The organism is Verminephrobacter aporrectodeae subsp. tuberculatae At4 (assembly GCF_000193225.1).
Taxonomy (GTDB): Bacteria; Pseudomonadota; Gammaproteobacteria; order Burkholderiales; family Burkholderiaceae_C; genus Acidovorax; species Acidovorax aporrectodeae.
In genome coordinates, this window is record NZ_AFAL01000086.1 from 1 (window position 1) to 6,958 (window position 6,958).

General features: G+C 69.0%; 7 protein-coding genes and 1 pseudogene. 2 read left to right on the top strand and 6 right to left on the bottom strand.

Translation table 11 applies throughout. From position 1 onward, the window contains the following. Together VTU_RS25525 and dgoD are read left to right on the top strand one after the other, a co-directional pair. A pseudogene (locus VTU_RS25525) lies at positions 1-210 on the top strand (2-dehydro-3-deoxy-6-phosphogalactonate aldolase); the annotation flags it as partial. Continuing rightward, positions 207-1,355, top strand: a complete 1,149-nt coding sequence (dgoD, locus tag VTU_RS0103620; protein ID WP_010100851.1) for a galactonate dehydratase — start codon at positions 207-209, stop codon at positions 1,353-1,355. The pseudogene VTU_RS25525 and the gene dgoD, both read left to right, overlap by 4 nt. Positions 1,356-1,370: 15 nt before the next feature. Here dgoD and VTU_RS0103625 read toward each other — a convergent pair whose 3' ends face one another. The 6 genes from VTU_RS0103625 to odhB all read right to left on the bottom strand — a co-directional run bounded on the left by VTU_RS0103625 (position 1,371) and on the right by odhB (position 6,957). Continuing rightward, the gene (locus tag VTU_RS0103625; protein WP_010100852.1) at positions 1,371-1,889 is read right to left on the bottom strand and encodes a CinA family protein; all 519 of its coding nucleotides are present in this window, start codon (positions 1,887-1,889) and stop codon (positions 1,371-1,373) included. Then, positions 1,889-2,407: a phosphatidylglycerophosphatase A family protein gene (locus tag VTU_RS0103630; protein WP_040891861.1), complete on the bottom strand. Its 519-nt coding sequence runs from the start codon at positions 2,405-2,407 to the stop codon at positions 1,889-1,891. The genes VTU_RS0103625 and VTU_RS0103630 overlap by 1 nt, the downstream gene beginning before the upstream one ends. A 63-nt stretch (positions 2,408-2,470) precedes the next feature. Then, on the bottom strand, positions 2,471-3,049 hold the full coding sequence (locus VTU_RS25530; RefSeq protein WP_010100858.1) for a hypothetical protein: 579 nt from the start codon (positions 3,047-3,049) through the stop codon (positions 2,471-2,473). Continuing rightward, positions 3,046-4,143, bottom strand: a complete 1,098-nt coding sequence (zapE, locus tag VTU_RS0103640; RefSeq protein ID WP_010100861.1) for a cell division protein ZapE — start codon at positions 4,141-4,143, stop codon at positions 3,046-3,048. Before zapE ends, VTU_RS25530 begins: the two co-directional genes overlap by 4 nt. 53 nt (positions 4,144-4,196) lie before the next feature. Next, entirely contained in the window at positions 4,197-5,627 is a 1,431-nt protein-coding gene (lpdA, locus tag VTU_RS0103645; protein ID WP_010100863.1) for a dihydrolipoyl dehydrogenase, read from the bottom strand. Between the two features lie 88 nt (positions 5,628-5,715). Then, on the bottom strand, positions 5,716-6,957 hold the full coding sequence (gene odhB, locus VTU_RS0103650; protein WP_010100865.1) for a 2-oxoglutarate dehydrogenase complex dihydrolipoyllysine-residue succinyltransferase: 1,242 nt from the start codon (positions 6,955-6,957) through the stop codon (positions 5,716-5,718). Position 6,958: the final 1 nt, after the last annotated feature.

Genomic DNA, 6,958 nt, shown 5'->3' on the forward strand with positions numbered 1-6,958 from the left:
GCCGTCCTGCCTCCGGATGTGCCGGTGTTTGCCGTCGGCGGAATCAGCGCCGACAACCTGGCGGAGTACCTCGCGGCAGGCTGCGCCGGCGCCGGCCTGGGGGGGGAGCTCTACCGCGCCGGACAGACGGTGCAGCGCACCAGGAGCCAGGCGCAGGCCTTCGTCCAGGCTTTCCAGGCTTTTCAAACGTCCCGGGAGACCCCGCCATGAAGATCACCCGACTCACGACCTACCGCGTGCCGCCGCGGTGGATGTTTCTGCGCGTCGAGACCGACGAGGGCCTGATCGGTTGGGGCGAGCCCGTGGTCGAAGGCCATGCACACGCGGTTCAGGCAGCGGTGCACGAACTCGAGCCCTACCTGATCGGACAGGACCCGGCGCGCATCAACGACCTCTGGCAGCTGATGTACCGCGCGGGGTTTTACCGGGGCGGTGCAGTCTTCATGAGCGCCATCGCCGGCGTCGATCAGGCGCTCTGGGACATCAAGGGCAAGGCGTTGGGGGTGCCGGTCTACCAGCTGCTCGGGGGCTTGGTGCGCGAGCGCATGCGGACCTATGGCTGGGTCGGCGGTGACCGCCCGTCCGACGTGATCAACGCCATCCGGCAGCGGGTCGATGCCGGCTTCAGCCACTTCAAGCTCAACGGCTGCGAGGAGATGGGCTTGATCGATTCGTCCCGTGCGGTCGATACCGCCGTCGCACGGGTCGCGGAAATTCGGGCCGCGTTCGGCAACGCGGTGGAGTTCGGGCTGGACTTTCATGGCCGGGTATCGGTGCCCATGGCGGCCGTGCTGATCAAGGAGCTCGAGCCCTTGCGCCCGCTATTCATCGAAGAACCGGTGCTCGCCGAGCAGGCCGAGCATTACCCGAAGCTGGCCGCCAAAACGCATCTGCCCCTGGCGGCGGGCGAGCGCATGTACTCGCGCTTCGAGTTCAAGCGGGTGCTTGCCGCCGGCGGGATCGCCATCTTGCAGCCGGATTTGTCGCACGCCGGCGGCATCACCGAATGCATCAAGATCGCCGCGATGGCCGAGGCCCATGATGTCGCGATTGCGCCGCATTGCCCGCTGGGGCCGATTGCGCTCGCGTCCTGCCTGCACGTTGACTTCGTGAGTTGGAACGCCACGCTGCAGGAACACAGCATGGGCATCCACTACAACCAGGGCGGCGAGGTGCTCGATTACGTCCTGAACAAGGAGGACTTCCGGCTGGACAAGGGTTTCATCGCGCCGAACACCCGGCCGGGACTGGGCGTCGAGATCAACGAGGAACTGGTGCGGGAACGCAGCCGCGATTGCCCCGACTGGCGCAACCCGGTGTGGCGGCACGCGGACGGCAGCGTGGCCGAATGGTAGGAGGGGGTGGTGCGCTCAGGCCGCGAGCCAGCCCAGCAAGCGCTGCAAGGCATGGCGCACGGTGGCTGCGCGCACGCTGGCGCGGTCGCCGCTGAAGTGCTGCATCTCGCTGTGCGTCACGCCGTCCACGCACCAGCCAAACCACACGCTGCCGACCGGCTTGGCGTCGCTGCCGCCCGTGGGGCCGGCGACTCCGGTCACGGCCAGACTGAGCTGCGCGCGCGAGTGCGCCAAGGCGCCCTCGGCCATGGCGCGGGCCACGGCCTCGCTCACGGCGCCGTGCGCCCCGATCAGCCCGGCGGGAACGCCCAGCATCTCGGTCTTGGCCACGTTCGAGTAGGTCACGAAGCCGCGCTCAAACCACTGACTGGAGCCCGCCAGATCGGTGCAGGCTGCGGCGATCATGCCGCCTGTGCAACTCTCGGCGCTCGCGAGCATGTGGCCGCGTTGCAGCAAGCGCCGGGAAATCTGCGCCAGATCGGCTTGCGGCAACCGGGCCGGCGGTGCACTGTTCGATGCCGCGCGCGCAGCCATCAGAAGAACCTCCACAGCGCAATCACCAGCAGGGTGCAGAAGGCGGCCACGAAGTCGTCGAACAAGATGCCCCAGCCGCCGCGCCAGCCCAGGCCCTTGAAGTGTTCGTCGGCCCAGCCCACGGGGCCCGGCTTGGCCGCGTCGAAGAAGCGAAACAGCGCAAACGCCGTGAGCTGACCCCAAAACCCCATGGGCATGGCCAGCCACAGCACGAGCCAGAAGGCCAGCACCTCGTCCCACACGACGCAGCCGGGGTCGGCAATGCGCAGGTTGCGCGCGGTGGTGGTGCAGGCCCACCAGCCCACTGCCGTGCCCGCAAGAATCAGCAGGCCGATGTGCAGGGGCGAGAGCCACTGCTGCAGCGCCAGGTACGCCAGCCAGGCCCATAGCGTGCCCACGGTGCCGGGCGCCACATGCGACAGCCCCGCGCCAAAACCCAGCGCAATCAAATGCGCCGGGTGGGCGAACAGGAAACGCACGCCGGGGTGCAGGGCCAACAGGGGTTCAGTTTTTCTCATCGATGGGCGGGTGGGTCTTGCGTGGATCGACGATAGCATGGCACGCGCCGAAAGGGAGGCCCTTCAGAGACTGGACGCGGGTTCGGGCAGCGGTGCGGGCGGCTTGTGGCCCTGGGCTGCGGCATCGGCTTGCGACTTCTCCACCCGCGCACGGCGACTCTCCGCTGCCGCGAGTGCCTCCGCGTGGCGCGCGCGTGCCTTGGCGGCACGGTCCGCGCGGGCGGCGCTGCTGGCCCGTGCCGGCGCCGCCCGGCTGCGCCCTTGCTGCGCGGCATGCTGGCGTTGCGCACGGGGCGGGTCTGCCGAGGCCATCTGCGTGGCGCCGGTCTCCTCCTGGTCGGCGGGCGTGGCATCAGGCTTTGCCTCGATGGAGCGCAAGCGCTTGGCCGCTTTTTGTCTGCGCTCGACGGCACGGAGCTCCAGTTCCTGCGCGCGCAGGCGGTCCCGGGCTTCGCGCGCCCGGGTGCGGACGTCGCGCAGGCAGTCTTCGACGGCGAAGCGCTGGTAGCACTGCGCCTGCTCATCCTGTGGGCGCTCGGTGGCGGGGGCCTGGGGCCCGTGCTGCTCCACGTGGTGCCGCGCCGCTGCGGACTGCACGCAGGCGCAGGAGAGCAGGCAGAGCGCCAGACGCTGCCAGCTCATGTCAGGCCCGTATCGACCGTGCGCCGCCCGAGCGCCAGAAAGGCCCCGGACTGCATCTCGTTGAGCCGCGATACCGTGCGGGGAAACTCGTGCGCCAGCGGACCTTCGGTGTAGAGCTGCCCGGGTGCAACGGCGGCTGACAGGATCAGCGTCACGCGGCGGTCGTAGAGCACGTCCACGAGCCAGGTAAAGCGCCGCGCGGGGGAGGCCATGTTCACCGACATCTGCGGAACACCGGAGAGCAGAACGGTGTGGAACTGCGTGGCAATTTCCAGGTAGTCGTTTTGTGAGCGGGGGCCGCCGCACAGGGTCTCGAAGTCGAACCAGACCACCCCCCCGGCCTTGCGCCGGGCGCGGATCGCGCGCGCCTCGATGCGCAGCACGGGGTCCTCGTCGGGCACCTCCGCGAGCCGGTCGAAGGCCCGGCCCATCTCGGCGTCCGCCTGCGGGCCCAGGGGGCTGTGGTACAGGCTGAGCTGCTCCAGCGTGCGCTGGCGATAGTCGGTGCCGTTGTCCATATGCACCACCTCCAGGCGGTCGTTGAGCAGCGCAATCGCGCCCAGGATGCGGTCGCGGTGCAGGCCGTCGGGGTAGAGTTCGTCGGGCCGGAAGTTGGAGGTGGTGACGAAACCCACGCCGTTGTCGAACAGCGCCACCAGCAGGCGGTGCAGGATCAGGGCGTCGGTGACGTCGGCGATGTGGAATTCGTCGAAGCAGATGAGCTTGTAGCGCTTGGCGATGCGCCCGCCCAGCGCATCCAGCGGGTTCACCGTGCCCTGCAGCCCGGCCAGCTCGCGGTGCACTTCGCGCATGAATTCGTGGAAATGCAGACGCAGCTTGCGCTTCAAGGGCACGGCGTGGAAGAAGCAGTCCATGAGGAAGCTCTTGCCGCAGCCCACACCGCCGTACAGGTACACGCCGCGCACGAGGTCGGGGCGGTGGATCAGCTTGCGCAGCGCGTTCGAGCGCCGCGCCTTGTACGCGGCCCAGTCGTCGGCGCAGCGCTGCAGGGCGTCCACGGCGCGCAGCTGGGCGGGGTCGCTCTGGTAGCCCCTGGCGGCCAGCGCGGCCAGATAGGCCTGTTTCACGGTCACGGCGGGGGGCTTCGAGGGGCTCGTCAGGGCAGGCCGGTTTGCATGCGCCGCCGTCAGAAGTTCAGCGCGCGCTTGTCAACGGCCAGGGCCGCTTCCTTGGTGGCCTCGCTCAGCGAGGGGTGCGCGTGGCAGATGCGCGCGATGTCTTCGCTGCTGGCCCTGAATTCCATGGCCACGACGGCCTCGGCAATGAGCTCGCTGGCCTGCGGGCCCACGATGTGCACGCCCAGGATTTCATCCGTCGCGGCGTCGGCGAGCATTTTCACCATGCCGCCGGTGTCGCCCAGCGCGCGCGCGCGGCCATTCGCGAGGAAGGGGAAGCTGCCGGCCCGGTACGGGACCCCGTCGGTCTTGAGCTGCTGCTCGGTGCGCCCCACCCAGGCGATCTCGGGGTGGGTGTAGATGACCCAGGGGATGGTGTGGAAGTTCACGTGGCCCCGCTGGCCGGCGATGCGCTCGGCGACGGCGACGCCTTCTTCCTCGGCCTTGTGCGCGAGCATCGGGCCGCGCACCACGTCGCCCACCGCCCAGACGCCGGGCCGGTTGGTCCTGCAGTCGGCGTCGACCACGATGGCGCCGCGCTCGTCGAGTTGCAGGCCCACGGCCTCGGTGTTCAGGCCCTGGGTGTTCGGCACGCGGCCGATGGAGACGATGAGCTGGTCCACGTCCAGCGCCTGGGCCTCGCCCCGGGCGTCGGTGTAGGCGAGGTGCAGGCCCTTCTTGCCGCTCTCGATCGCGCCGATCCGTACACCCAGTTCGATCCGCAGTCCCTGCTTGTCGAAGGCCTTGCGGGCTTCCCGGGCGATCTGTTCGTCAACGCTGCCCAGGAACGTGGGCAGCGCTTCGAGGAGGGTCACCTGCGCACCCAGGCGGCGCCATATGGAGCCCATTTCCAGGCCGATCACCCCCGCGCCGATGAGGCCAAGCCGCTTGGGCACGGCGCCGATGCGCAGGGCGCCGTCGTTGGACAGCACCCGTTTTTCGTCGAACGGCGTGCCGGGCAGCGCGCGCGCGCTCGATCCCGTGGCGACGATGATCTGCGCGCCGATCAACGTTTCCTGGGCGGCAGCACCGCTCACCCGGATCTCATGGCCGCCCTCGACGGCCTGCACGAACGCGCCGTGGCCGTGGAGGAAGCGGACCTTGTTTTTCTTGAACAGGTGCAGGATGCCTTCGTTGTTCTGCCGGACCACGGTGTCCTTGCGCGCCAGCATCCTGGCCAGGTCCATCTGCACGCCGCCGGTGTCGATGCCGTGCTCGGCAAAGTGTTTGCCGGCCAGCTCGAAATACTCCGACGACTGCAGCAGTGCCTTCGAGGGAATGCAGCCCACGTTCGTGCAGGTGCCGCCGGGGGCGGGGTCGCCCTGGGCGTTCTGCCACCCGTCGATACAGGCCACTTGCAGGCCCAGCTGGGCCGCGCGGATGGCGGCGACGTAGCCACCGGGGCCGGCGCCGATGACGATCACATCGAAACGTTTGCTCATGGGGAAATTCCGTTCGGTCTTGCAGAAAGGTCCGCCGGCGGCCCGGGCCGGGCCGTGTGGGGGACAGTGTTCCAGGCGATCGGCCGTGTCAGAGGTCGAACAGCAGGCGCGCGGGGTCTTCCAGCGCCTCCTTCATCGCCACCAGCCCGAGCACGGCTTCGCGGCCGTCGATGATGCGGTGGTCGTAGGACATGGCCAGGTAGTTCATCGGGCGGATGACGATCTGGCCGCCCTCGACCACGGCGCGGTCCTTGGTCGCGTGCACGCCCAGAATCGCCGACTGTGGCGGGTTGATGATGGGCGTGGACAGCATGGAGCCGAAGGTGCCGCCGTTGGAGATGGAGAAGGTGCCGCCGCTCATTTCCTCGATCCCCAGCTTGCCGTCCCTGGCCTTCTGGCCGAACTCGGCAATCTTCTTCTCGATGTCGGCAAAGCCCATCTGGTCGGCGTTGCGCAGGATGGGAACCACCAGGCCACGCGGCGAGCCCACGGCGATGCCGATGTCGAAGTAGCCGTGGTAGACGATGTCGTTGCCATCGACCGCCGCGTTCAGCATCGGGTATTTCTTGAGCGCGTGCACTGCGGCCTTCACGAAGAAGCTCATGAAACCGAGCTTCACGCCATGCTCCTTGGTGAATGCGTCCTGGAACTTCTTGCGCATGTCCATCACCGGAGCCATGTTCACCTCATTGAAGGTGGTCAGGATGGCGTTCGTGGTCTGCGATTGCAGCAGGCGCTCGGCGACGCGGGCGCGCAGGCGGCTCATGGGAACGCGCTGCTCGGGGCGCTCGCCCAGGTCCGGCGGGGACGCGGGGGGCGACACCTGCGGCAGCGCCTTGGCAGGCAGGCCCGTGGGGGAGGGGATGGTCGCCGCCGCAGTCGCAGCGCCGGCCACGGCGGCGAGCACGTCGCCCTTGGTCACGCGGCCGTCCCGGCCCGTTCCCGGAACCGACGCGGCGGACCGATTGTTTTCCGCGAGCAGCTTGGCGGCGGCGGGCATGGCCACGCCGGCTTTTGACGCGCCGGCTGCGGCTGGCGCTGGCGCAGGGGCTGCCACGGGCGCTGGCTCAGGCGTGGCAGGGGCTGCGCTCGCCCGGCCCTCGGTATCGATGCGGGCAATGGGCTGCTCGGCGAGCACGGTGGCGCCGTCGCCCTGCAGGATGGCGGCGAGCACGCCCGCCGCAGGCGCGGGCACTTCCAGAACGACCTTGTCGGTTTCGATCTCGATCAGCAACTCGTCCACGGCCACGGCCTCGCCGACCTTTTTCTTCCACGTCAGCAGGGTGGCTTCGGCCACCGATTCGGACAGTTGGGGGACCTTGACTTCCACG